This is a genomic window from Pseudomonas sp. JL3 (assembly GCF_031570575.1).
GTDB lineage: Bacteria > Pseudomonadota > Gammaproteobacteria > Pseudomonadales > Pseudomonadaceae > Aquipseudomonas > Aquipseudomonas cucumis.
The window spans coordinates 271,844-296,617 of record NZ_JAKWJK010000005.1; the positions used below are offsets into that span (position 1 = coordinate 271,844).

Below are 24,774 nucleotides of genomic sequence, written 5' to 3' on the forward strand. Positions count from 1 at the left end.
TTCTCATTATTATTGGGGGCGTCGTCCGGCGACTGAATGAAGGCCAGCAGTGCCGGATGACGCTGCCGCGACATTAATGAGCCAAGGGAAAGAGCGTCAATTCGATAAACGCGACTCTGTGCGTTTATCGAACAGCTTAGGCAAAGAGTTGCGCGCTCAGATCACGACTGGCGCTTAGCAGACCGGGCAAGAAACGCTGTTCCAGCTCGCTGCGACTGACCCGGCCGGCGTGGGTGCTGACGTTTAACGCCGCCACCACTTGGCCAGAAGCGTCGTACACCGGAACGGCAATCGAGCGCAGGCCCTGCTCCAGTTCCTGATCGACGATGCACCAGCCTTGTAGCCGTACCTCTTGCAGGCATTCGAGCAACGCCTCGGGGGTATGCAAGGTGCGACTGGTCTTGGCTTGCAGCTCTGCATGGTCAAGGTATTCGCGCAATGACGTGTCATCTAGCGCGGCGAGAAGAATCCTGCCCATGGACGTGCAATAGGCCGGCAGTCGCCCGCCCACCGAGAGGTCGACGGAAATCAGCCGCTGGGTGGTCGCCGAGCGCGCAATGTACAAAATGTCATCACCTTCCAGCGTGGCCATGTTACAGGCCTCATGCAGCTGCTCACTCATGCGGTCCAGATACGGCTGGGCAGAAACCGCCAATGGCGTCGACGACAAATAGGCATGGCCCAGGGTCAATACTTTGGGCAACAGCGAATAGGTGCGCCCATCGGTGGTGGCGTAGCCAAGTTTGATCAGGGTATGCAGGCAACGTCGCACAGCGGCGCGGGGAATTTCCGTGCGATGGCTGATCTGCGCAATGGTCAGATGCCGCTTGCGCTCCTGGAACGCTTGCACCACCGCCAGACCACGGGCCAGGGAGGTCATGAAATCCGGGTCACCGGTCAGGGCCTGGATTCGCTTGGCTGGCGAGGCAACGATCGGCGGTGCCACTGAAGCGAAGGAATTGCGCATTTGATCGTTCATATCAGGTTGTTTCCCACACGGATCAGCGACTATTACAAGCGGCTCCCGGTCTGACACTCAAGCCATCGGCCACCAAGATTGGGCGATTATCGAACCACCAGCCGATAATCGCAATCGATGGTGTCTAAGGTGAGTCGCACGGCTTTCACACCGCACAACGATTGTTATTTTCGGTCACAGACTAAAGAAGCACGGGTGTACTAATTTGTTCGGCTAAATGGCGTCAGAAAGTCACCGCTGTAACTGGCCATCACCGGCACCGTAGTTACCGGTAAAACTTTGCGAGTAACAAAACAATCACACACGAGGAACTACTTTTAACTCTCAAGAGATAGTGTTCTTCGGATCGACCGCTATAATGCATCTCAGTGGCGACCGGTTTTTTACGTGCCGATTTCGCCAACCGGCAGCGCAATATCCATTGCCGCTGTCCGCAGCAAGCGCCTGACGCTCATTTCATATGCTCCGCCAACGCGCTCGCTGAAACAGGAGACTGATGCTACGTCAGCTGTTTTTCTCTGGTGCCGTGGCCGCCTGCAACAAGGACGTATTGATTGCGCCGAGGGAACAATGCCGTGTCCGGCATTGTCCTTTCAACGAGCCTGGTCAATAAATCGATGCAGTCGTTTCACCAGAATTAATCTCAACTCAATCAGGTAGCACTGTGACGAAAGACGAACTGCGCGCGGAACTTGAGCGCCAGGAACAACGTTACAAGGAAGTTTACGGCGGGGAAGTCACCACCTACGCCGCTCAGCCCGAACCCGAACGCAAACCCTGGCGTAAACGCGCCACCGTTCAGGACCAGGCCTTCTCCCAGGAATTGCAGAAGATGGAAAAGGAACTCAAAGCCGAAGAGCCATGACCGCCTCGGTTTGAATTCTTTCAAGAGCCTGCATCTACACCTGTTAAAAACGGGTTGTATGGATGATGCTTTTCGTGCCCGCTACAAGCGGGCAGCGGTCTCCTCATCCATTGGATGAGGCAAATGGCTCCTGTCTGGCGCTCTTCCAAGAAATTTTCACACAAGCGTTCAAGCCTCTCGCTCTGTCGGGAGAAACCCTTGTGGCTGCGGCCTTTCCAAGTAAATTCAACGACTTGTAAAACCCTGAAAAAACCGGGGGTCCGGGGGATTGCCACAAATTAATTCGTTGAAGAATGTTACCGATGAGCAGCAAGTGCATCGATTAGCAGTCTTTTCTGGCATAATCGCGCCCCCTTACGACCGGGTCAGAAAACCTTCATGATCGATTTATTCAGCGGACTGGATGCTTGGGTGCTTGTGAGCCTCTTGCTCGCCCTGGCCTTTGTCCTCGCCTTCGAGTTCATCAACGGCTTTCATGACACCGCAAACGCGGTGGCCACTGTTATCTACACCAAAGCCATGCCGCCTCATCTGGCGGTGTTCTTTTCCGGTGTGTTCAACTTCCTCGGCGTGCTGCTGGGCGGTGTGGGCGTGGCGTATGCCATCGTCCATTTGCTGCCGGTAGAACTGCTGATCAATGTGAACACCGGTCACGGACTGGCCATGGTGTTCTCGTTGCTCGCCGCCGCCATCACCTGGAACCTGGGCACCTGGTACTTCGGTATCCCCGCCTCCAGTTCCCACACGCTTATCGGTTCGATCCTCGGTGTCGGCCTGGCCAACGCCCTGATCAACGACATTCCGTTGGCCGATGGCGTGAACTGGCAGAAAGCGATCGATATTGGTGCGTCCCTGGTGTTCTCGCCGATGGCCGGTTTCCTGATCGCTGCCCTGGTGCTGATCGGTCTTAAATGGTGGCGTCCACTGTCCAAGATGCACAAGACACCGGAACAGCGCCGCAAGATCGACGACAAGAAACACCCGCCATTCTGGAACCGTCTGGTGCTGGTGATTTCGGCGATGGCAGTCAGCTTCGTGCACGGCTCGAACGATGGCCAGAAAGGTATCGGCCTGATCATGCTGGTGCTGATCGGTATCGTGCCGGCGCAGTTCGTTCTCGACCTGAACAGCACCACCTACCAGATCGAGCGGACTCGCGATGCGACCTTGCACCTGAGCCAGTTCTACGAGCGCAATCGCGAATCCCTGGGTGAGTTCCTGGCGCTGGGCAAAAGCGTGAAAGGCGATTTGCCGGAGAAGTTCCGTTGCAATCCGCAACAGACCGAACCGACCATTTCAGCGCTGCTTGGCACCCTTAAAGGTGTAGCCGACTACCATTCGTTGCCGTCGGAAAGCCGCATCGAAGTACGTCGCTACCTGCTCTGCCTGGACGACACCGCGAAGAAAGTCGCCAAGCTGCCAGGCCTCGCTGCCCGTGAAAAGGCCGACCTGGACAAGCTGCGCAAAGACCTGACCACTACCACCGAATATGCCCCGTTCTGGGTGATTCTGGCGGTCGCACTGGCTCTCGGCCTGGGTACCATGGTCGGCTGGAAACGCGTGGTACTGACCATCGGCGAGAAAATCGGCAAGCAAGGCATGACCTACGCCCAAGGCATGTCGGCGCAGATTACCACCGCGTGCATGATCGGCGCGGCGAACATCTTCAGCCTCCCGGTTTCCACCACCCACGTCCTGTCTTCAGGCGTGGCCGGTACCATGGTCGCCAACAAAAGCGGCCTGCAAGGCGGCACCGTCAGAACCATCCTGCTGGCCTGGGTCCTGACCCTGCCAGCCACCGTGGCCCTGTCGGCCGGCCTGTTCTGGCTGGCGTCGAAGGCACTGGGTAGCTGATACACCGCTACTGAAAAAGGCGCGTTCCGTGAGGTTCGCGCCTTTTTATTGCCCGTATTTCGGTATTAGATCGTTCCCACGCGCAGCAAAGGAATGCAGCCCGGGACGCTCCGCGCCCCTTTCGAGAGCTGGAACGCGGAGCGTCCCTTGAGGTATTCCCACCGCAGAGCGTGGGAACGATCGCACAAAAAAAAAGGGCGACCGAAGTCGCCCAAAATGCCTTGCGTGCTCATTGCTCCAGAAAGACCTACGGTTTGCGCTTATGCGAATCCTTCCAGATAAAAAATCCAAACCCTGCAAAAAACAGAACCATGAGGCCGACTGTCAGCACTCCGGCGATCACCACGTTGTCGAAAAACATGACTAGCCTCCTGCACTTGCCCTGTTGCGATGGGGCTAAGTTAACCAATCAGGCAGGAGAGAAAATTGACCGGGATCAATGCCGCCCGAGACAGGCGTAAAAGGAAGGGAAATAACTGACCTGCATCAACCGATGCAGGGTGTTTCAACGCTTTTTCGGTTTGTTCTTCGGCTTTTTCTTCGCTTTGCCCAACGGCATCGCCTGCTCGAACGCCTGGCGTACTTCGTTCAGACGCTTTTCATTAAGGTCATGAACCCGCTTGGCGCGTTCAGAGTTGAGGTCGATCAGCTTGTCATCTTGGCTCATGGCGTTCAGTGCATCGCTTGGAAATGAATTCAACTGCCGGCTAAAGGCGACAGAATTACGCCAATAATGCGGTCTGGCGCGGGCGCTGACCAGTGATCCGACACTTCAGATCTCGATATCGACCCACAACCCCTGACGCGGCTGATCTTCCATCAACGGCACCACCGGCACGGTATTGTCGGCATTGAGCTCATTACCGGGAATCGCCAAGTGCTCTTCAGGATCTTCATCGGCCTCACGACGGCGCCGCTCCCGTTCCTGCTGCCGACGCTGTTCCTCGCGCAGCTGCAGGCCCGCCTCTTCCGGGTCGCGTTTTTGCAGGTCGATGGTGCTTTCGTTGGAGCTTTCCTGCACCGCCACCACGGGCGGAATGTCCGGGCGCGGGCGAATCGGATCCTGCTGTGAAGTGATTGGTACGGCGCTCAGGGGGAGCATCGGTGGCAGCATATTATTAGTCTCCTGTCAGCAGGCTGTCGGCTGCGGGGATGGCGACTTGAGCCATCGGTCGCAAACTTGTGATCCGCCCGGCACTGTAAGAGCTGGCGCAGCCTGCGTTCTTTTGATCTTTATCTCCCGAAAAGTTCGCATCCTCCCTCCGCGCACGCATGTAATCCTTTGGTCCTTAAGGCTCATTCCGTTAAGATAGCCCGCTTTTTCAAGGTGGGAGTCAGGCAGCATGGCGCAGCAGTATCAACCGGGGCAACGCTGGATCAGTGACAGCGAAGCCGAGCTGGGTTTGGGCACCGTTCTGGCACAGGACGGCCGCTTGTTGACCGTGCTCTACCCGGCCACTGGCGAGACTCGCCAGTACGCGCTACGGAATGCGCCCCTTACCCGCGTGCGGTTTTCGCCGGGTGACAGCATCACTCACTTCGAAGGCTGGAAACTGACCGTACAGGAGGTCGACGACATCGATGGCCTGCTGGTCTACCACGGCCTCAACGCGCAGAACGAAGTGGTCACGCTGCCGGAAACCCAGCTGTCGAACTTCATTCAATTCCGTCTGGCCAGCGACCGTCTGTTCGCCGGGCAGATTGATCCGCTGGCCTGGTTCTCCCTGCGATACAACACCCTGGAACACACCAGCCGCCAATTGCAGTCCTCGCTCTGGGGCCTGGGCGGCGTGCGTGCGCAACCGATCGCGCACCAGCTGCACATTGCCCGTGAAGTCGCCGACCGCATCGCGCCGCGCGTTCTGCTGGCAGACGAAGTGGGCTTGGGCAAGACCATCGAAGCCGGTCTGGTGATCCATCGTCAACTGCTCTCGGGCCGCGCCAACCGCGTGTTGATCCTGGTGCCGGAAAACCTCCAGCACCAATGGCTGGTGGAGATGCGCCGCCGCTTCAACCTGCAAGTCGCGCTGTTCGACGAAGAACGCTTCATCGAAAGCGATGCCGCCAACCCGTTCGAAGACACCCAGCTTGCATTGGTTGCGCTCGAATGGCTGGTAGACGACGAAAAAGCCCAGGATGCGCTGTTCGCGGCCGGCTGGGATTTGCTGGTGGTCGACGAAGCGCACCACCTGGTGTGGCACGAAGACCAGGTCAGCCCTCAGTACTCACTGGTGGAGCAACTGGCCGAAGTTATTCCCGGCGTCTTGCTGCTGACCGCGACCCCGGAACAACTCGGTCAGGACAGCCACTTCGCCCGTCTGCGCCTGCTCGACCCGAACCGTTTCCATGACTTGCACGCCTTCCGCGCCGAGAGCGAAAACTATCGCCCGGTGGCCGAAGCCGTTCAGGAGCTGCTGGACAAAGGGCGCCTGTCGCCTGAAGCGCACAAGACTATCCACGGTTTCCTCGGCAACGAAGGCGAAGCCCTGCTGACCGCCGTCAACGATGGCGACACCGAAGCCAGCGCCCGTCTGGTCCGCGAACTGCTGGACCGTCACGGCACCGGCCGCGTGCTGTTCCGTAACACCCGCGCCGCCGTGCAGGGGTTCCCGGAGCGCAAACTGCACCCGTACCCGCTGCCGTGCCCGGCCGAATACCTCGAACTGCCATTGGGCGATCACGCCGAGCTGTACCCGGAAGTCAGCTTCCAGGCCCAGCCGGACGCCAACGAAGAAGAGCGCTGGTGGAAGTTCGACCCGCGTGTCGAGTGGCTGATCGACACCCTGAAAATGCTCAAACGCACCAAAGTGCTGGTGATCTGTGCCCACGCCGAAACCGCCATGGACCTGGAAGACGCCCTGCGCGTGCGTTCCGGCATTCCGGCCACGGTCTTCCACGAAGGCATGAACATCCTCGAGCGCGACCGCGCCGCCGCCTACTTCGCCGATGAAGAATTCGGCGCTCAGGTGCTGATCTGTTCTGAAATCGGTAGTGAAGGTCGCAACTTCCAGTTCTCGCACCATCTGGTGCTGTTCGACCTGCCGTCGCACCCGGACCTGCTGGAGCAGCGTATCGGTCGTCTCGACCGGATCGGTCAGAAGCACGTCATCGAACTGCACGTGCCGTACCTGGAAACCAGCCCGCAAGAACGGCTGTACCAGTGGTATCACGAAGCGCTGAACGCGTTCCTCAACACCTGCCCGACCGGCAACGCCTTGCAGCATCAGTTCGGCCCGCGCCTGCTGCCGCTGCTGGAAACCGCCGATGACGGCGAGTGGCAAGCGCTGATCGACGAAGCGCGCGCCGAGCGTGAGCGCCTGGAAGCCGAGCTGCACACCGGTCGCGACCGCTTGCTGGAACTCAACTCCGGCGGTGCGGGCGAAGGTGATGCACTGGTCGAAGCGATCCTCGAACAGGACGATCAGTTCGCCCTGCCGATCTACATGGAAACCCTGTTCGACGCCTTCGGCATCGACAGCGAAGACCATTCGGAAAACGCGCTGATCCTCAAGCCAAGCGAAAAAATGCTCGACGCCAGTTTCCCGCTGGGCGACGACGAAGGCGTGACCATCACCTACGACCGCAACCAGGCGCTGTCTCGCGAAGACATGCAGTTCATCACCTGGGAACACCCGATGGTTCAGGGCGGCATGGACCTGGTCCTGTCCGGCTCGATGGGCAACACCGCCGTGGCGCTGATCAAGAACAAGGCGCTGAAACCGGGCACCGTGTTGCTGGAACTGCTCTACGTCAGCGAAGTGGTTGCCCCGCGCTCGCTGCAACTGGGCCGTTACCTGCCGCCGGCCGCCCTGCGCTGCCTGCTCGACGCCAACGGCAACGACCTGTCGACCCGGGTGTCGTTCGAAACCTTGAACGATCAACTGGAAAGCGTGCCCCGCGCCAGCGCCAACAAGTTCATCCAGGCCCAGCGCGACCAGCTGACGCCACGGATCAACGCCGGCGAAGAGAAAATCACCCCGCGTCACGCCGAGCGCGTCGCCGAGGCACAACGTCGCCTGGCGGCGGATACCGACGAAGAACTGGCACGCCTGACCGCCTTGCAAGCGGTCAACCCGACCGTGCGCGACAGCGAACTGGTTGCCCTGCGCAAGCAACGTGAGCAAGGCCTGGCCATGCTCGACAAAGCCGCGCTGCGACTGGAAGCGATCCGGGTGTTGGTGGCGGGTTAAGTCCCTTCTGCTCCACCGCTATAAAAAAGAAGGCCCGCAGTGATGCGGGCCTTTTTTTGTCTGCTTGATTGTTGTGGTGTTCTTGAGGGCCTCATCACGGGCTTGCCCGCGATGGCGATTAGGCTGTCGCCGCAGAACCCACAGGCTCAACCACCGCCACCAACCCTTCCTTCATCCGCTTGGCATCCCTGACAAAACACCGCGAAGCCAGAAACAGAAACACCATGGTAAAGAACAGCGCCACCGGAATCAGATACATCGCGTCATGCAAACCGACAGCTTTGAACGCTTCTGTCATCTGCCCAGCGCCGGCCGAGAGCATCGCCGTGTGCGCGAAGTGATCCGATAAACCACCCACCACCACCGGCCCCAAACCTCCACCCAACAGATACAACCCGGCAAAGAACAACGCCATCGCCGTGGCCCGCAGGCGCGGTTCGACCACGTCCTGGATCGCCGTGTACACGCAGGTATAGAAGTTGTAGGCGAACAACCACCCCAGGCTGAACACCGCGACAAATACCCCGATCTCGATCCGTCCGGCGTGCAGCGCCCAGGCGGTGCACAGGGTCGAAATGATCAGGCTGAATCCCGCGAACAGTAGCCGCCCATTGGCCACCCGCTGGTGAATCTTATCGGCGATCCAGCCGCCGAGTGTCAGGCCGAACAACCCGGTCACCCCGACGATCACCCCGGTCGCCACTGCTGCATCCTGCAACGGCATCAGGAAATAACGCTGCAGCATCGGCACCAGAAACGAGTTGCAGGCATAGGTCGCGAAGTTGAAGCACAGCCCCGCCATTACCAGCCACAGGAAAGTCGGCACCGCCAGCACTCGACGGATCGGCCGGTCTACGCGTTCCTGAGACACTTGCACGCTTTCCGCCGCGCCGCGTTTCGGCTCTTTGATGAAGAACATGAAGACCGCCAGGATCAACCCCGGCACCGCCGCGATGAAGAATGGCGCGCGCCAGCTGTCGAACGCCTTGACCATCCAGCCGATGGTGAAGAACGCCAGCAGCAACCCCAGTGGCAGGCCAAGCATGAAAATGCCCATGGCCCTAGCTCGACGATGAGCCGGGAACAAATCGCCGATCAGCGAGTTGGCAGCCGGTGCGTAACTGGCTTCACCGATACCGATGCCCATGCGCACGATCAGGAAACTCCAGAAACTGCCCACCAGCCCGTTGACTGCAGTCAGCCCGCTCCATGCCGCCAGGCCCCAGCCCATCAACTTGCTGCGCGAACCGGTATCGGCCAATCGCCCCAGGGGCAGGCCGGCAATGGCGTAAACGATAGTGAATGCGGTGCCGATGATCCCCAGTTGAAAGTCGCTGAGGTGCCATTCCATGCGGATCGGCTCGATGATGATGGCCGGGATGGTGCGATCGAAGAAGTTGAACAGGTTGGCCAGGAACAGCAGGAACAGAATGCGCCAGGCATTCGCCGCTTGGGTCGAGTTCTGCATGGGTCCGTCTCTTTATTGTTATTGGGGCTTCATTGCCAACGCATTCGAGCCCGGAACCGTCAATCTAGTCAGGCCCGCCAGTGCTGTCTGTAATTATTCGTAATCCTGATACCCCTCCATGGCCACCCATGGGGAATGAAACAATTTATTTCCAATCGTTCTAAAGGTCATTCCAAAAACATTGGCATTAATATGCCACCACCTCTTGCGCTCCATGCAAGGCCTCTATACTGCAAGCATTCGCCAGCGCGCATGGCGCCGGCCAGGATGGTTCAGAGATGGGGCATGCTATGGAGTGGCTTGGTTTGCATTTCATGACCGGGCTACCGGAGGGCGGGCAGGTCATACTCGATTGCACCCATAACCCTTTTCTAGTGTTGCTGGCCTATCTAGTGGCTTGCGCGACCGGCTTCGCGACGCTGGGCATGACCGAGCGGGTCGCCCATGTGGAAAAACCTGCGTCCCAACGCCTTTGGCGCTGGGTCGGTGCCGGGTGCCTGGCAGGCGGTATCTGGGCCATGCATTTCATCAGCATGCTGGCGTTCCAGGCGCCGATCGACATCCATTACCACTTGCCCACTACCCTGCTCTCGCTGTTGTTCGCCCTGACCGCCTCATGGCTGGCCATGCACACCCTCAGCCATCCTCAGTTGAACTTCTGGCAATACCTGCGAGCCGCGGTATGGATCGGCCTGGGCATCGCAACCATGCATTACATGGGCATGGCCGCCCTGCGATCGAATGCGATGGCCTACTACCAACCCGTGCTGTTCGTGCTTTCCATTGTGATCGCCATCGGTGCCAGCCTGGCCGCCCTGTTGATTTCAAGTCACCTGCGCGATGGCGCCGGCGTGTTTCATCAATTGCTCAAATACACCGCCAGCCTGGTGCTCGGAGCCGGCATCGTGAGCATGCATTTCACCGGCATGGCGGCGTTCAGCCTGGTGCTGCCCGCTGGCAGCCTTGAGCCCTTGCCCAGCGATAACAATCACCTGCAACTGGGACTGACGGTAGCGGTCATGACGCTGCTGATCATCGGCAGCGGCATCAGCGCTGCATGGGCGGACAAGAAACTGCAACACAAAGAGCATGACCTGCAGCGGGTCAACGCCCTGCTCAGTCAACTGGATCAGGCACGCATGTCGTTGCAACAGGTGGCGCATTACGACCCCTTGACCAATCTCATCAACCGCCGAGGCTTTAATCAGATCTTCGCCGAGAAACTCATCGAGAAAACCAACGAAGGCGGCATGCTGGCGGTGATGTTCCTCGACATTGACCACTTCAAGCGGATCAATGACAGCCTCGGCCATGATGCCGGCGATGAATTGCTCAAAGTTCTGGCCAGCCACATCAAGGCCGCGGTGCGCAGCCATGAAGACGTGGTGGCGCGCTTCGGAGGCGACGAATTCTGCATCCTCATCAGCCTGTACGACCGTGAAGAAGCACGGCAAATGGCCCAGCGCATCATGCTGAAAATGAAGGAACCCATCGAGTTGTCCGGTCGGCGCATGGTCATGACCACCAGCATCGGCATCAGCCTGTTTCCAGAAGACGGCAAGACCAGTGAAGAACTGCTGAAAAACGCCGACCTGGCGCTGTACCAGTCCAAGGATTGCGGTCGTAACGCCCTGCATTTTTTCAGCTCAAACTTGAAAACCCGCGCCACCCTGGAGTTGCAACTCGAAGAGGAACTGCGCCACGCCCTGCGCGAAAACGCCGGGTTGATGCTGTATTACCAACCGATCTATGACCTGAGAACCGGTCAGGTCACCAAACTTGAAGCGCTGATTCGCTGGCAACACCCGGTTCACGGATTGCTCACGCCGGATCGTTTCATCGCCATTGCCGAAGCCAACGGCCTGATCGCCGAGCTGGACCATTGGGTGCTGCGCAAGGCCTGCGAGGACTTGAGCGAGCTGTCCCATCATGATTGCGAAGAACTCAAAATCGCGGTGAATTGCTCACCCCTGAACCTGGCGCGAGAAGAACTGGCCGATGAAATCGAGCACGCCCTGCACGCCTTCGGGGTGGCACCACACCGGCTGGAACTGGAAGTGACCGAGAATGCACTGATGGGCAATATCACCAACACCCTGGTGTTGCTGCGGCAGATTCGTGCCCTCGGGGTCTCGTTGTCGATCGATGACTTCGGCACCGGTTATTCATCCCTGGCCTACCTCAGGCGCCTGCCATTAAACACGTTGAAGATTGACCGCTCGTTTATTCAGGACATCCCCAAGGCCACCCAGGACATGGAAATCGTCCAGGCCATTATCGTCATGGCCCATACCCTGCATTTGCAGGTCGTCACCGAGGGCGTTGAAACCTTCGAGCAATACGACTTCCTCGAGCGTCATGGCTGCGATTTCGTTCAGGGCTATCTGCTCAGCCGCCCGGTGCCGCTGGCCGAGTTGCGGCCGGTGCTGGCGGAAATCAATCAGCGCAAGCACATGCACACCGTCAATCCCTTGAGTCTGGCTCGCGGTATAACTGCACTAACGTCGACGGATCCTTTTCCAGGAACCCCTGCCCCCCATGGAGGCGCATCAGTTGTGCGGCCAATCCGCTGATCGGCGTGGCCGAGCCTTGTTCGCGAGAGAATTTCACGGCGCTGTCGAGGTCCTTGAGCAGCGTGCGCACGTGCCATTTCACCGGCTCGAAACGGCTTTCGGCCATTTGCGGCGCGAGGATCTGCAAGGGCTTTGAATCGGCGAAACCACCGGCCAACGCTTCGGCGATCAGGCCGGCGTCGACCCCGGAACGCTCGGCCAAGGCCACCACTTCGGCAATGACCAAGGCATTGCACGCCACGATCATCTGATTGCAGGCCTTAGTCACCTGCCCCGCACCGACGGCGCCCATGTGGGTCACGCGCTGGCCAAGGGTCAACAACACCGGCCGCACGCGCGCAAGGTCTGCCGCTTCGCCACCGACCATGATCGCCAGGCTGCCGGCCTCGGCACCGACCACCCCGCCGGACACCGGCGCATCGAGCCAACTCATGCCGGCTTTACTCGCCAATGCAGTCGCCATTTCCCGCGTCGCGGTGGGTTCCAGGCTGGAAAAATCCACCAGCAGCTGGCTGCTTTTCGCACCCTCGGCAACGCCCGCCGCGCCAAACACCACCTCACGTACAACAGCCGTGTCAGCCAGACACAGCATCACCACATCAGCGTACTGACACAGTTCGGCCGGTGTCGCCACTTGCCGCGCGCCGGCCTCGACCAGCACTGCGCACTTGGCCGGGTTGCGGTTCCACACCGTCAATGGATAACCCGCCGCCAACAGGCGTCGGCACATTGGCAAACCCATCAGGCCGATTCCGGCAAACCCCAGCGAAGGTAATGCTGCCATCATTTAGCCTCCTTTTGATTAAAGATCATCGAATATTGGCCGATTCATCATGATTAAGGAAAGGATTCCCCCCAGCGACTCTCAGGCCCAGACCCTGACGCTTGGGCCACATTCGCGCAGCAAAAAGACGCGAGATCCCATTCCGTGATGACTCGATGACACTTGTCGCCGAGCCGACCAGTCCAGGTATATGGCGCACAATGACTTCTAAAAATAACCCGGCCACCGCGGTATCCGACCTGACCCTGAGCCCCGCGGCGAACAGCCCCTCATCGTCGAAGCCATTGACCCCGTCACGTCCGCTGGCGACTCAGCAATACCTGTACTTCACCGAAACCAATACCGACCGCATCCTCGACAACCTCGACGGCCTGCGCGATATGGTGTTCCCGCGCCCACCACACCTGGAAGGCGATAACGAACAGCACAGCGATCAGGAATTCCCGTCGGTGTGCCTGATCGGCTTGGGCCGCTGTGGTTCGAACATCGCGCTGGACGTGGCGGAACTGGTGTACAACGCCCGCAAGTTCTACCTCAACGAATTCAACAACGAAGACCGTCTGTCGCCGGACAAACGCTATGCCGAAAAGGGCTACAGCCCGGCGCAGTGGATTCGTAACAACCTGCGCCTGGGTTCGAACAAGGCCAGCAAACCGGTGTTCCTGGTCGAACCGCTGGTGATGCTCGGCGACCTGGACAAAGACATCGCCGGTCGCATCCGCTTCTCGCGCAAGGGCGAAAAAAGCGGCTTTTTGCGCGACTACAGCAAAATGAAAATCATGGACTTGTCGGAAGTCCACGCCGGTGGCGCCGGTAACGCGCCGATCCTCGGCCAATACCTGGCCAAGATCATCCTGAACAAGGACACCCAACGCTTCTCCAGCCCTGACTGGAAGATGATTCACTCGTACCTGATCGACAGCTGCGGGATAAAGGCCAACCAGTCGCGCCTGTATTTCTCGATCTTCAGTGCCGGCGGCGGTACCGGTTCGGGCATGGCCTCGGAATTCGGCCTGGCCCAGCAGCACTCGTACATGAACAAGACGTTCGACACCAAGCCGATGGATGAGCACGACGGCAAGAGCGGTCATTCCTTCGTCTTCGAGCCGATCTTCACCAGCGGCATCTGCGTACTGCCGAACATTTCCGATCACCGCAGCGAAATGTCCGAGGCGCTGCACATCAACGCCGGTCGCCTGCTGTGCAAATACCTGTCGGAAGAGTGGGACTTCTCCTACAACTTCGCCAACGAAGACAGCAGCGAAGCCAGTGTCATGGGCCGTATCCGCCCATGGAACGCGATGATGCTGATCTCCAACGACATCATGCGTTATGCCGAAGAGAGCGATGACGGCAACATCCAGAACATCGATGTCAACGCGATGGAAAAGCACGCCAACCAGTACATCTCACAGCAAATCTTCAACATTCTGACGGCGCAGGCGGTGACTACCGACTACGACCAGAATTATTTCCGTCGTGCCGGCATCGACATCGGCGAAACCATTCGCCTGGACGCCAACGACCTGTTCATGAGCCTGGCCGGCCCGGTGGCGATTGCCTACGCCGAGTCCGTGGTGCCGGAAACCCCGCCGCCGAGCAGCGACAAATTCAAGGTGTTCGAAAAAGAGCCGCAGCGCCTGAACATCGACGACCTGTTTTTCCGCTCCATCGACCTGCCGCACTTCAACAAGGTCACCCAGGCGATCGAAGGCATCAGCCTGTTGCCGATCGAGTCCAAGCGCTATCGCGCCTCGCTGGAGCAGTACAAGAATTCGGGCTATGACGCGGCCGCGTTGCACGACCTGCACTTCTTCAAGAATTGCTCGTCGGTGGTGTCGATTGTTTCATTGCCCAAAGACTACAAGCTGTCCTACATGGACCTGAACCGGTTGAAGACCCACCTCAACAGCCTGTTCCCCAACACCACGCTCAAGCGTTATGCGCTGGTGATCGGCGCCTCGGCCAACCTGTCGCTGACCACCCTCATCGCCAAGAGCCCGTGCCTGTCGGACGACTTTCTGACGCTGATTGTGGCGTTCATCAAGCGCTGCTTTGCGAAAAACCCGTACCGCTTCGACGAGACGCTGGACAACTCGATCCTGGACTTCATCATCAATGAAGACTTCGACGAAGACCGCATCGACGAACTGCTCAACGAATTCGAAAACCCGGCGAAGATCCTCGATACCAATTGGTACGCGATCAAACCGATGTACGAGAAGAAGTACCGCGAGCTGATCAACGACAAGGACAAGTTTGTCTCGATCAATGACATTCGTTTGTCTCGGGATTGCGTGAAGAAATCGATCAAGTATTTGCGCGAGATTTACCGTCACCGCATTGGCAAGACCAAGGTTATTTCTTTGAATAACCATACCGGCAAGAGCTTCTAAGGATCGGTCCAGATCGTTCCCACGCAGCGCGTGGGAACGATCACATCCAGAAACAATTAAGCAGCCCATCGGCTGCTCAATAAACTGTTCCCGTTACGTTTACGTCACCCTCGCCAAGACCCTTCTGTGGCCTTTCTCTACGGCAACATGCCATCACGCTACTCGGCTACACACTTTTAACCGGCAAAGCTGTGCACAAAATAAGTGCAATCACTCAGCTCGTCGCCCTTTCCTGGATCAGAATCCATGGTGAAACCACCACCGCCCACAGCTCCGGATCGCGCTCGAAAAGATCCAGCGCCCGCGTTTCAGACAGCTTGGCGACCTTGTCGGCGGCCAGCCAGGCAGTGACTTTCTCGCCTTCATCGGTGGCCACTGCTTCCGCCGCAGCGATCAAATCCAGGCCTGGATCGACCCACAATAGGGCACCCTTGGCGAAGAACGGCTCCAACTCTTTCCAGGTAATAGATGCGGTTTCACCAAGCAGCTTGGCATAGAGGGTGCTAGGTTCTTGAGTCATGGGTTCCTGTCCGCAAAGAAAATCGACGTGAATGATAACGTCGGTATTGCGCCAGAAAAACCCGGATGCAATGGCGTTACCGATTGAAAAACGCAGGAAAGCCAAGGAATGCTGCTGAACCAAGTATTAGCCAGCTAACATCCCTCCGTGATTCTGTCTTTTTCTTTCAATAAAGCGACACCCTCAGGTTTTGCCCCCCGGCGCTGCCTTCCCAGGCTAACAATCGGCGCTCTACACTGTACCGGTACAGTTGCCGGGGGCATTTTCCGGAGGATATCAACGATATCTGACCCGGTTCTGCTGCTACGGCGCCAGGACTATAAAAACTACAACAGTAAGAGTGGAGCACTATGACTAAGGCTACTAAGCAGATTTCAAAACTGTTTGCCGCTATGGTTCTGGCCGGGGTTGCCAGCCATTCGTTCGCCGCTGACATCAAGATCGGCATCGCCGGCCCTAAAACCGGCCCTGTAGCCCAATACGGCGACATGCAGTTCAGTGGCGCCAAAATGGCCATCGAACAAATCAACGCCCAGGGCGGTGTCGACGGCAAGAAGCTCGTCGCTGTTGAATACGACGACGCCTGCGATCCAAAACAAGCGGTTGCTGTCGCGAACAAAGTCGTCAACGACGGCGTCAAGTTCGTGGTCGGCCACCTGTGCTCCAGCTCCACTCAACCGGCTTCGGACATCTACGAAGACGAAGGCGTGATCATGATCACTCCGGCTGCCACCAGCCCGGACATCACCTCCCGTGGTTACAAAATGGTGTTCCGCACCATCGGTCTGGACAGCGCCCAAGGCCCTGCCGCCGGTAACTACATCGCCGACCACGTCAAACCGAAAATCGTTGCTGTGCTGCACGACAAACAGCAATACGGCGAAGGCATCGCCAGCGCCGTTAAAACCACCCTCGAGAAGAAAGGCGTCAAGGTTGCCGTGTTCGAAGGCATCAACGCCGGCGACAAAGACTTCTCCTCGATGGTCTCCAAGCTCAAGCAAGCCAACGTCGACTTCGTCTACTACGGCGGCTACCACCCGGAGCTGGGTCTGCTCCTGCGTCAATCCCAGGAAAAAGGCCTGAAAGCCAGGTTCATGGGTCCGGAAGGCGTGGGTAACGACTCCATTTCGCAGATCGCCAAGGAAGCTTCCGAAGGCCTGCTGGTGACCCTGCCGAAATCCTTCGACCAGGATCCGGCCAACATCGCCTTGGCTGACGCATTCAAAGCCAAGAAAGAAGACCCGAGCGGTCCGTTCGTGTTCCCGGCCTACTCGGCTGTGCAAGTCATCGCCGAAGGCATCAAGGCCGCCAAGAGCGAAGACACCACCAAAGTGGCTGAAGCTATCCACAAGGGCACATTCAAAACCCCGACCGGCGACCTGTCTTTCGACGACAAGGGCGACCTGAAGGACTTCAAATTCGTGGTTTACCAGTGGCACTTCGGCAAACCTAAAACTGAAGTTTCGCCTCAGTAAGGCCTTGGCCTGACTGACTGCCAATAAAGCCCACGGCGTGCCGTGGGCTTTATTTTACGAACGTATTGGGCCGCGCTGGCGTGATCCGCCAGTCTCCCCACCTGAAAATCTCAAAACCGTCATCAGCGGTTCGCTGGCAAACCTCGAATTCGAAGTGGGTGCAGATCCACGGGGCTCGAGCGGGAAAATGACTCCACCAGTGAAATGCGTATCAGGTTTTTAGGAGCGCTGTAATGCCTGACATCTATCACTTCTTCCAACAGCTGGTTAACGGTCTGACCGTTGGCAGCACGTATGCCCTGATCGCCATCGGCTATACGATGGTTTACGGCATCATTGGAATGATCAACTTCGCCCATGGCGAGGTGTACATGATCGGCTCTTACGTGGCGTTCATCGCCATCGCCGGGCTGGCCATGATGGGACTCGACAGTGTCCCGCTGTTGATGACCGCGGCCTTCATCGCGACCATCGTCGTTACCAGTGCCTACGGCTACAGCATCGAACGGATCGCCTACCGCCCCCTGCGCGGCAGCAACCGTCTGATCCCGCTGATCTCCGCCATCGGCATGTCGATCTTCCTGCAGAACACCGTTCTGCTGGCGCAAGACTCCAAGGACAAATCCATCTCCAACCTGATCCCTGGCAACTTTGCCATCGGGCCAGGTGGCGCACATGAAGTGCTGATTTCCTATATGCAAATCGTGGTGTTCGTGGTGACCCTGGTCGCCATGCTCGGCCTGACGCTGTTCATCTCCCGTTCTCGCCTGGGTCGCGCCTGCCGCGCCTGTGCCGAAGACATCAAGATGGCCAACCTCCTGGGTATCAACACCAACAACATCATCGCCCTGACCTTCGTCATCGGTGCCGCACTGGCGGCCATCGCGGCTGTGCTGCTGAGCATGCAATACGGCGTGATCAACCCGAACGCCGGTTTCCTGGTCGGCCTCAAGGCCTTCACCGCCGCAGTATTGGGCGGTATCGGCAGCATCCCCGGCGCGATGCTCGGCGGGCTGGTGCTTGGGGTGGCGGAAGCCTTTGGTGCCGATATCTTCGGCGACCAGTACAAGGACGTCGTGGCGTTCGGTCTATTGGTTCTGGTGTTGTTGTTCCGGCCAACCGGCCTGTTGGGCCGCCCGGAGGTTGAGAAAGTATGACTAGGAATCTTAAACAGGCGTTGTTCAGCGCCTTGCTGGTATGGGCTGTTGCCTACCCGGTACTCGGTCTGAAACTGACCATTGTCGGCATCAACCTCGAAGTCCATGGCACCAGCACTGCAACGCTGATCACCATCGCCGTGTGCTCGGTGCTGATGTTTCTGCGGGTGCTGTTCGACCAGCAGATCAGCTCGGCCTGGAAAGCCTCGCCCAACCTGCCAGTGTTCCCGGCCAAGGCCAGTCATTTCCTGACCCTGCCGACCACCCAACGCTGGATCATCATCGCGTTAGTCGTGGGTGCACTGGTCTGGCCGTTCTTCGGCTCCCGCGGGGCGGTGGACATCGCCACCCTGGTGCTGATCTACGTGATGCTCGGCCTGGGCCTGAACATCGTGGTCGGCCTGGCCGGTCTGCTCGACCTCGGTTACGTCGGCTTCTACGCCGTGGGCGCCTACAGCTACGCGCTGCTGTCGCACTACTACGGCCTGAGCTTCTGGATCTGCCTGCCTATCGCCGGGATGATGGCGGCCACCTTCGGCTTCCTGCTCGGTTTCCCGGTGCTGCGTTTGCGCGGTGACTACCTGGCGATCGTGACCTTGGGCTTCGGTGAAATCATCCGTCTGTTCCTGCGTAACCTGACCGACCTCACCGGCGGCCCGAACGGCATCAGCAACATCGAGAAACCGACATTCTTCGGCCTGACCTTCGAGCGTAAAGCGGCGGAAGGCATGCAAACCTTCCACGAATATTTCGGCCTGGCCTACAACTCGATCAATAAGGTGATTTTCCTGTACCTGGTTGCCTTGTTCCTCGCGCTGGCCGCGCTGTTCGTCATCAACCGTCTGCTGCGCATGCCGTTGGGACGCGCTTGGGAAGCGTTGCGTGAAGATGAAATCGCGTGCCGTGCGCTGGGTCTCAATCCTACGGTCATCAAGTTGTCAGCCTTCACCCTGGGCGCCAGCTTCGCCGGTTTTGCCGGCAGTTTCTTCGCTGCGCGTCAGGGCCTGGTAACGCCGGAGTCCTTCACCTTCATCGAGTCGGCGATCATTCTCGCCATCGTGGTATTGGGTGGCATGGGCTCACAGCTGGGCGTGATCCTGGCCGCGGTGGTGATGATTCTGTTGCCTGAAATGATGCGTGAGTTCAGTGAGTACCGCATGTTGATGTTCGGCGCCCTGATGGTGCTGATGATGATCTGGCGTCCTCAAGGCCTGCTGCCCATGCAACGTCCTCACATGGAGCTGCGCAAATGAGCCGCGAGATCCTTAAAGTCGAAAATCTGAGCATGCGCTTCGGCGGCTTGCTGGCGGTCAACGGCGTCGCCCTGACCGTGAAAGAAAAACAGGTCGTGGCGCTGATCGGCCCCAACGGCGCCGGCAAGACTACCGTGTTCAACTGCCTGACCGGTTTCTACAAACCGAGCGGCGGCAGCATCCTGCTGGACGGCGAGCCGATCGAAGGCCTGCCCGGCCACAAGATCGCTCTCAAAGGCGTGGTGCGGACCTTCCAGAACGTGCGGCTGTTCAAGGACATGACCGCGGTCGAGAACCTCTTGATCGCCCAGCACCGTCACCTGAACACCAACTTCCTGGCCGGTCTGTTCAAGACGCCGGGCTTTCGCAAAAGCGAACGCGAAGCCATGGAGTTCGCCGAGTACTGGCTGGACAAGGTCAACCTCAAGGCGTTTGCCAACCGTCCGGCCGGCACCCTGGCCTACGGTCAGCAACGTCGTCTGGAAATCGCTCGCTGCATGATGACCCGTCCGCGGATCCTCATGCTCGACGAACCGGCCGCCGGCCTGAACCCGAAGGAAACCGAAGACCTCAAAGCGCTGATCAGCATGCTGCGCGAAGAGCACAACGTCACCGTGCTGTTGATCGAACATGACATGAAACTGGTCATGAGCATTTCCGACCACATCGTCGTGATCAACCAGGGCACGCCCCTGGCCGACGGCACGCCGGAACAGATCCGCGACAATCCTGAAGTGATCAAAGCCTACCTGGGGGAAGCGTAAATGCTGCAGTTCGAAAACGTTTCCACCTTCTACGGCAAGATCCAGGCACTGCACAGTGTCAACGTCGAAGTCCGCCAGGGCGAGATCGTGACCCTGATCGGCGCCAACGGTGCCGGCAAATCGACCCTGCTGATGACCCTCTGCGGTTCGCCGCAAGCCCACAGCGGCAGCATCCGCTACATGGGCGAAGAGCTTGTCGGCCAGGACTCGTCGCACATCATGCGTAAAAGCATCGCCGTGGTTCCGGAAGGTCGTCGGGTGTTTGCCCGCCTTACCGTGGAAGAAAACCTCGCCATGGGCGGATTCTTCACCGACAAGGGCGATTATCAGGAACAGATGGACAAGGTCCTCGGACTTTTCCCACGCCTGAAAGAACGCTTCGCCCAACGCGGCGGCACCATGTCTGGCGGCGAACAGCAAATGCTCGCCATCGGCCGCGCGCTGATGAGCAAGCCCAAGCTGTTGCTGCTCGACGAGCCTTCACTGGGCCTGGCACCGATCATCATCCAGCAGATCTTCGACATCATCGAACAACTGCGCAAGGACGGTGTGACGGTGTTTCTGGTGGAGCAGAACGCCAACCAGGCCCTGAAAATCGCTGACCGTGCCTACGTTCTTGAGAACGGCCGGGTGGTGATGCAGGGGACAGGTGAAGCGCTGCTGACCGACCCGAAAGTGCGCGAAGCGTATCTCGGCGGTTGAGCCTTGGCGGTAAACAAAAAAACGGCCTTCGGGTCGTTTTTTTATGCCTGCCACAAACCTGACAACAACAAAGATCCAATGTAGGAGCGGGCTTGCTCGCGAAAGCGGTGGGTCAGTCACGCCCATTGTTGAATGTCAGATTACATTCGCGAGCAAGCCCGCTCCCACAGGGAATTCGTGTGTTTTGAGAGTTTCTGAAAAAATTTTGGAGTGAGCTGTAACGCATCGCCCTTTCGTCTCTCTAGAGCAGCAAGCAAGCACAAACGCTTGCCAATCCAAGCTCAATTTCGGAGAAACATCATGACTGCTACCACCCGCACCCTGTCCGCCACCGCCCTGGTTCTGGCCCTCGGTTCTGCCCTGAGCATCGCCGCTGTCTCCACTGCCCATGCCGCTGACGACAACATGGAAAAATGCTTCGGCGTGGCCATGAAAGGCAAAAACGATTGCGCCGCGGGCGCTGGCACCACCTGCGCCGGTACCGCCAAAATGGATCATCAGGCCAATGCCTGGAAACTCGTCCCTAAAGGCACCTGCACCACCACAATGAGCAAAACCTCGCCAACCGGTTTCGGTCAGCTGGAAGCTTACAAAGCCAAGTCGTAATCAGAACCCAGCCTGAGTGTCGACCATGAACCCTTCATCTTCCGGGCTCCCGCCCCGCTCCGGGCTGGGGCTCAAGACCGAGCACTTTAGTGAAGTGCTCGGTGCACAACCGGACATCGGCTTCTTCGAAGTCCACGCCGAAAACTACATGGTGGCCGGCGGCCCGTTTCATCATTTCCTGGGGTTGATCCGCGAGCAGTATCCACTGTCGCTGCACGGCGTTGGCCTGTCCATTGGTGCCGAAGGCCCGCTGGATGGTGAACATCTGCAAAGGCTTGCCGCGCTGATCGAACGCTATCAACCCCAGTCCTTTTCCGAACACCTGGCCTGGTCCAGCCATGGCCCGGTGTTTCTCAATGACCTGCTACCCCTGGCCTACGATGCGCCGACGCTAAACCGCGTCTGCGAGCACATCGATCAGGTGCAGAGCACCCTCAAACGCCCAATGCTGCTGGAGAACCCGGCGACGTATCTGGCGTTCCAGCGCTCGACAATCGATGAAGCCAACTTCATCAGCGAAGTCATTCGCCGCACTGGCTGCGGCCTGCTGCTGGACGTCAACAACGTCTACGTCTCCTGCATCAATCACCAAAGGGATCCGCTGGCCTATATCGACGCGCTGCCGCTGCATGCGGTGGGAGAGATTCATCTGGCCGGGTTTGCCGAAGACACCGACAGCCTCGGCGACCGTTTGCTGATCGACGATCACGGTGCGCCCATCGATAACGCGGTGTGGTCACTGTATCGGCAAGTGCTGGAACGGGTTGGCCCGATTGCCACGTTGATCGAGCGCGACAACCAGTTACCCGCCTTCAGCGTGCTGCATGCCGAAGCCCGTCAGGCCGATGAGTTGCTGCATTGCGCGGGGGGCCGATCATGAGCACTCAAGCTGCGTTTGCCGCCGCCCTGCTCGATCCGCAACGACCCTGCCCCGAGGGTTTGTTCAGCGCCAATGGTGCCGATCCCGCCAGCCGTTTCGCGGTGTATCGCAACAATGTGCAGAGCTCGCTGATAAACGCCCTGGTCGACAGTTATCCCGTGGTTTCGCAGTTGGTGGGCGATGAGTTCTTTCAGGCGATGGCGGGGCTGTATGTGCAGAGTTGCCCGCCTCAAGGCCCACTCATCAACGACTACGGCAAGGACTTCGCCGAGTTCATCGACAACTTTGAACCGGCAGCCGGTGTGCCGTATCTGGCCGACGTGGCGCGGTTGGAGCGGTTGCGCGTTCAGGCCTATCACGCCGCCGATGCGCAGCCCTTGCGCCATGAACAGATCGCCGCCGCGCTATCAGACCCGCAGGCGCTGAGCGAGCTGACGGTGGGGTTCCATCCCTCCCTGAATCTGCTGACTTCAGCCTTTGCCGTGGTTGCGATCTGGGCCGCGCATCAACAGGACGCGACGCTGGCCGGGATCGACCTCGACCACGGGCAAAACGCGCTGGTGTTGCGCAATGGTCTGGAGGTTGAGGTCTTTGCCATCGACCACGGCGCCAGCACTTTCATTCAGAACCTGCGAAATGGCCAATCCCTGACCCAAGCGCTAGAGACAGCGCCCGCCTTCGACCTCAGCCAAACCCTCGCGCTGCTGATCAGCCACCACGTCATCACCCATTTACACCACAATCAGGTATCGCCATGAACAGTCGCCAGAACCCCATCGCCCGCGCCATCGCGCTGCTGGAAAAAATCCCCCACAGCCTGATCGCCTTTATCGCGCGTTTTTCCATTGCCGCAGTGTTCTGGAAGTCCGGGCAAACCAAGGTGGAAGGTCTGGCCATCGACTTGATCGACGGCACGTTTCAACTCGGCATACCAAGGCTGGCGGACTCGACTATTCCGTTGTTCGAGAGCGAATATCACCTGCCGCTGCTATCCCCGGAACTGGCGGCGTATCTGGCAGCCTTCGCTGAGCATTTCTTTCCGGTGCTGATCCTGATCGGCTTCGCCACACGTTTTTCGGCTTTGGCACTGTTGGGTATGACGCTGACTATTCAGCTGTTCGTGTACCCCGATGCCTATCCGACTCACGGCACCTGGGCGGCGGTGCTGCTGTATTTGATGGCGAGGGGACCGGGCAAGTTGTCGATTGATCATCTGATTGCCCGACGTTACGCCCGCTAATCCCTACCTCAGAATTCCAGACGATATAGAACCAATGTGGGAGCGTGGTGAGACGTTACCGCTGAAGCCGATCCAGTGCCTCACCACTGCGCTTGAACCAGCCAATCAAATAATCCGCCAGCACTTGGGTACGCTTCGGCAAACCGCCCTGATACGGATGCACCAGGTACATCGGCATGCTGCGGGTCTGATAATCGCGCAGGAGCCAGCGCAAACGCCCGTCAGCCAATTCCTCTTGCAGCAAGTACGACGGCAAACGCGCAATGCCCGCATCCGCCAGTGCGGCCTTCTTCAAGAGGTTGTAGTGGTTGCTGGCGAACGGCCCTGACACTCGCACCCGCAGTAACTCGTGCTGTTGGTGATAGAGCCATTCTTCGCGACCGCTGTAATGGCTGTTGAGCAGGCAGCGGTGCTCGGCCAGAGCCTGAGGCGTCAGCGGTTCACCGAATCGCTCAAGGTATGCGGGGCTGGCACAGGTCATCTCGTGCCAGGCCAGTAGCGGACGGGCGACCAGGCGTTCGTCGTGGGCCACCTCCGAGCGGATCGCCAGATCGAACCCGTCCCGGGACAGGTCGCGGTAGTTATTGTTGAGCTCCAGCTCGATCTGCACTTCGGGGTACTGCCGGGAAAACTCCAGCAGTGCGCCATCAAAGACGGTTTCCCCCAATGACACCGGAACCGTCATTCGCACCGGGCCGGCCATGTCGTCTTTCAACCGGGCCAAGGCCTGACGCGCTCGCTCGACTTGAATCACCAGCGCCTGGGCTTGCGGCAACAGCGCCGCGCCCGCCGCCGTCAGGCTCAAGCGGCGCGTGGTGCGTTGTAGCAACACCACGCAAAACCGCGTTTCCAGCAGGCTGATGCGCTTGGAAAGTTGCCCTTTGCTGCAACCCAGTTGCTGCGCCGCCAAGGTGAAACTGCCCGCCTCGATCAACACTGCGAACGCCGCCAGGTCGTCCATTTCGCTCATTGAATTGTTTCCATTTGAAAACCAAAGGTTGCCTATTAGCCCGCTTATCAATGGGAAAAACCACTCTAAACTTAAATTTAAATCCAACCCATTCAGGT

At 58.7% G+C, this 24,774-nt stretch carries 22 protein-coding genes; 14 read left to right on the forward strand and 8 right to left on the reverse strand.

Annotated features, from left to right (window positions below; translation table 11 throughout):
- Positions 1-136: 136 nt before the first annotated feature.
- Positions 137-979, reverse strand: a complete 843-nt coding sequence (gene pcaR / locus MMG91_RS12355; protein ID WP_305448490.1) for a pca regulon transcriptional regulator PcaR — start codon at positions 977-979, stop codon at positions 137-139.
- Positions 980-1,643: 664 nt separating this feature from the next.
- On the opposite strand from pcaR, the gene MMG91_RS12360 reads away from it, so the two are divergent.
- Both MMG91_RS12360 and MMG91_RS12365 read left to right on the forward strand, forming a co-directional pair.
- Positions 1,644-1,844, forward strand: a complete 201-nt coding sequence (locus MMG91_RS12360) for a hypothetical protein (RefSeq protein WP_007903846.1) — start codon at positions 1,644-1,646, stop codon at positions 1,842-1,844.
- Between the two features lie 378 nt (positions 1,845-2,222).
- Positions 2,223-3,698, forward strand: coding sequence for an inorganic phosphate transporter (locus MMG91_RS12365; protein WP_007903847.1), 1,476 nt, complete (start codon positions 2,223-2,225; stop codon positions 3,696-3,698).
- A 247-nt stretch (positions 3,699-3,945) separates the two neighbouring features.
- On the opposite strand, the gene ccoM is transcribed toward MMG91_RS12365, so the two are convergent.
- The 3 genes from ccoM to MMG91_RS12380 form a co-directional block, all read right to left on the reverse strand.
- Entirely contained in the window at positions 3,946-4,059 is a 114-nt protein-coding gene (ccoM, locus tag MMG91_RS12370; protein ID WP_010462558.1) for a cytochrome c oxidase subunit CcoM, read from the reverse strand.
- 144 nt (positions 4,060-4,203) lie between these two features.
- Entirely contained in the window at positions 4,204-4,365 is a 162-nt protein-coding gene (locus MMG91_RS12375) for a hypothetical protein (RefSeq protein WP_007935839.1), read from the reverse strand.
- A gap of 105 nt (positions 4,366-4,470) precedes the next feature.
- A complete protein-coding gene (locus MMG91_RS12380) occupies positions 4,471-4,812 on the reverse strand; it encodes an aspartate-semialdehyde dehydrogenase (RefSeq protein WP_305504967.1) in 342 nt (113 codons plus the stop codon).
- A gap of 229 nt (positions 4,813-5,041) precedes the next feature.
- Between MMG91_RS12380 and rapA the strand changes: the two genes are divergently transcribed.
- Positions 5,042-7,888, forward strand: a complete 2,847-nt coding sequence (gene rapA / locus MMG91_RS12385; RefSeq protein ID WP_310659745.1) for an RNA polymerase-associated protein RapA — start codon at positions 5,042-5,044, stop codon at positions 7,886-7,888.
- 118 nt (positions 7,889-8,006) lie between these two features.
- Here the strand turns inward: rapA and MMG91_RS12390 are convergent, their stop codons facing one another.
- Positions 8,007-9,356: an MFS transporter gene (locus MMG91_RS12390; RefSeq protein WP_310659746.1), complete on the reverse strand. Its 1,350-nt coding sequence runs from the start codon at positions 9,354-9,356 to the stop codon at positions 8,007-8,009.
- Between the two features lie 290 nt (positions 9,357-9,646).
- Between MMG91_RS12390 and MMG91_RS12395 the strand changes: the two genes are divergently transcribed.
- Positions 9,647-11,929 (forward strand): bifunctional diguanylate cyclase/phosphodiesterase, encoded by a 2,283-nt coding sequence (locus tag MMG91_RS12395; protein WP_310659782.1) that lies wholly within the window; start codon positions 9,647-9,649, stop codon positions 11,927-11,929.
- Here the strand turns inward: MMG91_RS12395 and MMG91_RS12400 are convergent.
- Positions 11,820-12,716 (reverse strand): NAD(P)-dependent oxidoreductase, encoded by an 897-nt coding sequence (locus MMG91_RS12400; protein ID WP_310659747.1) that lies wholly within the window; start codon positions 12,714-12,716, stop codon positions 11,820-11,822. The genes MMG91_RS12395 and MMG91_RS12400 overlap by 110 nt on opposite strands.
- Positions 12,717-12,913: 197 nt before the next feature.
- Here MMG91_RS12400 and MMG91_RS12405 point away from each other — a divergent pair, with 197 nt between their 5' ends.
- Positions 12,914-15,109 (forward strand): hypothetical protein, encoded by a 2,196-nt coding sequence (locus tag MMG91_RS12405; RefSeq protein WP_305504959.1) that lies wholly within the window; start codon positions 12,914-12,916, stop codon positions 15,107-15,109.
- A gap of 214 nt (positions 15,110-15,323) precedes the next feature.
- Here the strand turns inward: MMG91_RS12405 and MMG91_RS12410 are convergent, their stop codons facing one another.
- On the reverse strand, positions 15,324-15,629 hold the full coding sequence (locus MMG91_RS12410) for a DUF2288 domain-containing protein (RefSeq protein ID WP_310659783.1): 306 nt from the start codon (positions 15,627-15,629) through the stop codon (positions 15,324-15,326).
- 350 nt (positions 15,630-15,979) lie between these two features.
- Between MMG91_RS12410 and MMG91_RS12415 the strand changes: the two genes are divergently transcribed.
- The 9 genes from MMG91_RS12415 to MMG91_RS12455 all read left to right on the forward strand — a co-directional run bounded on the left by MMG91_RS12415 (position 15,980) and on the right by MMG91_RS12455 (position 23,706).
- Positions 15,980-17,104 (forward strand): branched-chain amino acid ABC transporter substrate-binding protein, encoded by a 1,125-nt coding sequence (locus MMG91_RS12415; RefSeq protein ID WP_310659748.1) that lies wholly within the window; start codon positions 15,980-15,982, stop codon positions 17,102-17,104.
- Between the two features lie 233 nt (positions 17,105-17,337).
- On the forward strand, positions 17,338-18,261 hold the full coding sequence (gene livH, locus MMG91_RS12420) for a high-affinity branched-chain amino acid ABC transporter permease LivH (RefSeq protein WP_030128345.1): 924 nt from the start codon (positions 17,338-17,340) through the stop codon (positions 18,259-18,261).
- The gene (locus MMG91_RS12425; RefSeq protein WP_310659749.1) at positions 18,258-19,514 is read left to right on the forward strand and encodes a high-affinity branched-chain amino acid ABC transporter permease LivM; all 1,257 of its coding nucleotides are present in this window, start codon (positions 18,258-18,260) and stop codon (positions 19,512-19,514) included. The genes livH and MMG91_RS12425 overlap by 4 nt, the downstream gene beginning before the upstream one ends.
- A complete protein-coding gene (livG, locus tag MMG91_RS12430; RefSeq protein WP_310659750.1) occupies positions 19,511-20,278 on the forward strand; it encodes a high-affinity branched-chain amino acid ABC transporter ATP-binding protein LivG in 768 nt (255 codons plus the stop codon). Before MMG91_RS12425 ends, livG begins: the two co-directional genes overlap by 4 nt.
- Positions 20,279-20,980 carry an ABC transporter ATP-binding protein gene (locus MMG91_RS12435; RefSeq protein WP_095054074.1) on the forward strand — a complete coding sequence of 234 codons (702 nt, stop codon included), beginning with the start codon at positions 20,279-20,281 and terminating at the stop codon, positions 20,978-20,980.
- Between the two features lie 300 nt (positions 20,981-21,280).
- Positions 21,281-21,586, forward strand: coding sequence for a DUF2282 domain-containing protein (locus MMG91_RS12440; protein ID WP_305423084.1), 306 nt, complete (start codon positions 21,281-21,283; stop codon positions 21,584-21,586).
- Positions 21,587-21,611: 25 nt separating this feature from the next.
- Positions 21,612-22,466 carry a DUF692 domain-containing protein gene (locus tag MMG91_RS12445; RefSeq protein WP_310659751.1) on the forward strand — a complete coding sequence of 285 codons (855 nt, stop codon included), beginning with the start codon at positions 21,612-21,614 and terminating at the stop codon, positions 22,464-22,466.
- On the forward strand, positions 22,463-23,224 hold the full coding sequence (locus tag MMG91_RS12450) for a DNA-binding domain-containing protein (protein WP_310659752.1): 762 nt from the start codon (positions 22,463-22,465) through the stop codon (positions 23,222-23,224). Before MMG91_RS12445 ends, MMG91_RS12450 begins: the two co-directional genes overlap by 4 nt.
- The gene (locus tag MMG91_RS12455; RefSeq protein WP_310659753.1) at positions 23,221-23,706 is read left to right on the forward strand and encodes a DoxX family protein; all 486 of its coding nucleotides are present in this window, start codon (positions 23,221-23,223) and stop codon (positions 23,704-23,706) included. The genes MMG91_RS12450 and MMG91_RS12455 overlap by 4 nt, the downstream gene beginning before the upstream one ends.
- 55 nt (positions 23,707-23,761) lie before the next feature.
- On the opposite strand, the gene MMG91_RS12460 is transcribed toward MMG91_RS12455, so the two are convergent.
- Positions 23,762-24,676 (reverse strand): LysR family transcriptional regulator, encoded by a 915-nt coding sequence (locus MMG91_RS12460; RefSeq protein ID WP_310659754.1) that lies wholly within the window; start codon positions 24,674-24,676, stop codon positions 23,762-23,764.
- Between the last annotated feature and the right edge of the window lie 98 nt (positions 24,677-24,774).

Excerpts from the sequence above, each read along its gene's own strand:
- ccoM (WP_010462558.1), bottom strand. The coding sequence starts at position 4,059 with ATGTTTTTCGACAACGTGGTGATCGCCGGAGTGCTGACAGTCGGCCTC.
- MMG91_RS12425 (WP_310659749.1), top strand. The coding sequence starts at position 18,258 with ATGACTAGGAATCTTAAACAGGCGTTGTTCAGCGCCTTGCTGGTATGG.
- MMG91_RS12460 (WP_310659754.1), bottom strand. The coding sequence starts at position 24,676 with ATGAGCGAAATGGACGACCTGGCGGCGTTCGCAGTGTTGATCGAGGCG.
- MMG91_RS12375 (WP_007935839.1), bottom strand. The coding sequence starts at position 4,365 with ATGAGCCAAGATGACAAGCTGATCGACCTCAACTCTGAACGCGCCAAG.
- MMG91_RS12435 (WP_095054074.1), top strand. The coding sequence starts at position 20,279 with ATGCTGCAGTTCGAAAACGTTTCCACCTTCTACGGCAAGATCCAGGCA.
- rapA (WP_310659745.1), top strand. The coding sequence starts at position 5,042 with ATGGCGCAGCAGTATCAACCGGGGCAACGCTGGATCAGTGACAGCGAA.
- MMG91_RS12440 (WP_305423084.1), top strand. The coding sequence starts at position 21,281 with ATGACTGCTACCACCCGCACCCTGTCCGCCACCGCCCTGGTTCTGGCC.
- MMG91_RS12445 (WP_310659751.1), top strand. The coding sequence starts at position 21,612 with ATGAACCCTTCATCTTCCGGGCTCCCGCCCCGCTCCGGGCTGGGGCTC.
- MMG91_RS12405 (WP_305504959.1), top strand. The coding sequence starts at position 12,914 with ATGACTTCTAAAAATAACCCGGCCACCGCGGTATCCGACCTGACCCTG.
- MMG91_RS12450 (WP_310659752.1), top strand. The coding sequence starts at position 22,463 with ATGAGCACTCAAGCTGCGTTTGCCGCCGCCCTGCTCGATCCGCAACGA.
- pcaR (WP_305448490.1), bottom strand. The coding sequence starts at position 979 with ATGAACGATCAAATGCGCAATTCCTTCGCTTCAGTGGCACCGCCGATC.
- MMG91_RS12410 (WP_310659783.1), bottom strand. The coding sequence starts at position 15,629 with ATGACTCAAGAACCTAGCACCCTCTATGCCAAGCTGCTTGGTGAAACC.
- MMG91_RS12380 (WP_305504967.1), bottom strand. The coding sequence starts at position 4,812 with ATGCTGCCACCGATGCTCCCCCTGAGCGCCGTACCAATCACTTCACAG.
- livG (WP_310659750.1), top strand. The coding sequence starts at position 19,511 with ATGAGCCGCGAGATCCTTAAAGTCGAAAATCTGAGCATGCGCTTCGGC.
- MMG91_RS12400 (WP_310659747.1), bottom strand. The coding sequence starts at position 12,716 with ATGATGGCAGCATTACCTTCGCTGGGGTTTGCCGGAATCGGCCTGATG.
- MMG91_RS12365 (WP_007903847.1), top strand. The coding sequence starts at position 2,223 with ATGATCGATTTATTCAGCGGACTGGATGCTTGGGTGCTTGTGAGCCTC.
- MMG91_RS12415 (WP_310659748.1), top strand. The coding sequence starts at position 15,980 with ATGACTAAGGCTACTAAGCAGATTTCAAAACTGTTTGCCGCTATGGTT.
- MMG91_RS12395 (WP_310659782.1), top strand. The coding sequence starts at position 9,647 with ATGGAGTGGCTTGGTTTGCATTTCATGACCGGGCTACCGGAGGGCGGG.
- livH (WP_030128345.1), top strand. The coding sequence starts at position 17,338 with ATGCCTGACATCTATCACTTCTTCCAACAGCTGGTTAACGGTCTGACC.
- MMG91_RS12455 (WP_310659753.1), top strand. The coding sequence starts at position 23,221 with ATGAACAGTCGCCAGAACCCCATCGCCCGCGCCATCGCGCTGCTGGAA.
- MMG91_RS12390 (WP_310659746.1), bottom strand. The coding sequence starts at position 9,356 with ATGCAGAACTCGACCCAAGCGGCGAATGCCTGGCGCATTCTGTTCCTG.